The 1,179-nt window shown below is 46.0% G+C and carries 2 protein-coding genes; both read left to right on the top strand.

Going from position 1 to position 1,179, the window contains the following annotated elements; all coding sequences use genetic code 11:
- Positions 1–253: AIR synthase-related protein (locus Q0340_RS05960; protein WP_298082545.1), on the top strand; the 253-nt coding region annotated here is incomplete at its 5' end.
- Positions 254–280: 27 nt separating this feature from the next.
- Positions 281–484 carry a hypothetical protein gene (locus Q0340_RS05955; protein ID WP_298082544.1) on the top strand — a complete coding sequence of 68 codons (204 nt, stop codon included), beginning with the start codon at positions 281–283 and terminating at the stop codon, positions 482–484.
- Positions 485–1,179 lie beyond the last annotated feature (695 nt).

Here is a 1,179-nt window from a genome sequence, read left to right as displayed (position 1 = left end):
TATCGTGGAAAATTTGCCGAGAGTATTTCCGGAGGGGCTGGGTGCGAAGATCGAGTATGCCGCGATCCGCACGCCTGAAATCTTTAAAATCATCGCGCAAAAGGTCGAGCCTGCCGAGATGATGAGGACATTTAATATGGGCATTGGCATGATCGTCGTAGCACCGAAAGAAAACGTAGATTTTGTACTAGCAAATACCGACGGCTACGTCATCGGCGAGATCGTAAAAGGCGGGGGCGTGCAGCTAGTGTAAATTTGAAGCGGTAAAATTTGCCGTTTTTTGCCAAGGCGTAAGTTTGCGTTTAGGCTAAATTTTAAAGCTAGCATTGCGACCGCTTCCAAAAACAGCGCCGATAATTATTATACGATAGGCCTTGCGGACGACAGGTACGACTATAAAAACTATCTGCTTTTCCAAAGACCTATCAAGCTCGGGCGGTACGAGGACGCACCGCATAACGGCTTATACGCCGAGTGTAGGTGACGTATGCCGTGGCGCCTGCAAGGCGGTGAAAATCACTAGAGCTTATCGTTTTTGAAGTCCAAGACAGCGTCATCACCGTGGATATCTGCGGCCTCAAAATTCCCAAACGCTTCATTCAGTATTGCAAAGAAATTTTCGGCGATCTGCTTAGCATCGAGGGATAAAATTTAAATGCGCAGCGGCATATAAAAGCAAATTTTGCAATCACAAATATAAAGCCGAAATTAAAATTTAACGAGCGAATTTTTAGATAGCGCGGGATAAGAGCGTTTAAGCAAAGCCATTAAACGCAACAAAACTTTGCGCCGGAGTAAAATTTATTGCGAGACTTGCGCATCAAATTTGGCGCAAGTATTATGTGGCAAAATTTACCCTTCCAAACATAGCTAAATTTCACGCTCGATCTGCAGTCATCTGAGCTTTAAATTTAGACGCGCCGCTTGTTTTTTTAGAAAGGGAATCTCTAGCGCGCCCACACTGCCGCCTGCCTTTCCAGGAAAGGGCGATCGCTCGCTCCTTCTATTTAAATTTTATCTATGCGCTCGTGCCTTATTTTGCAAAATCTAAAATTTTAGCGATATTTTCGCGGCTGTAGAGCTCCGCCATATTCCAAGCTTTGGCGTTTGTCGCGGCTACGTCTATGACCTCGTCTAGCACCTTGCCTTCGATGCCGAGCTGTGCCAGGCTAGTAGGCG

Origin of the sequence: uncultured Campylobacter sp. (assembly GCF_938045595.1) — a bacterium.
In the GTDB taxonomy this organism is placed as follows: Bacteria; Campylobacterota; Campylobacteria; order Campylobacterales; family Campylobacteraceae; genus Campylobacter_B.
Note: the sequence above shows the minus strand (reverse complement) of the source record. Positions and strands in the feature narration are given on the sequence as shown.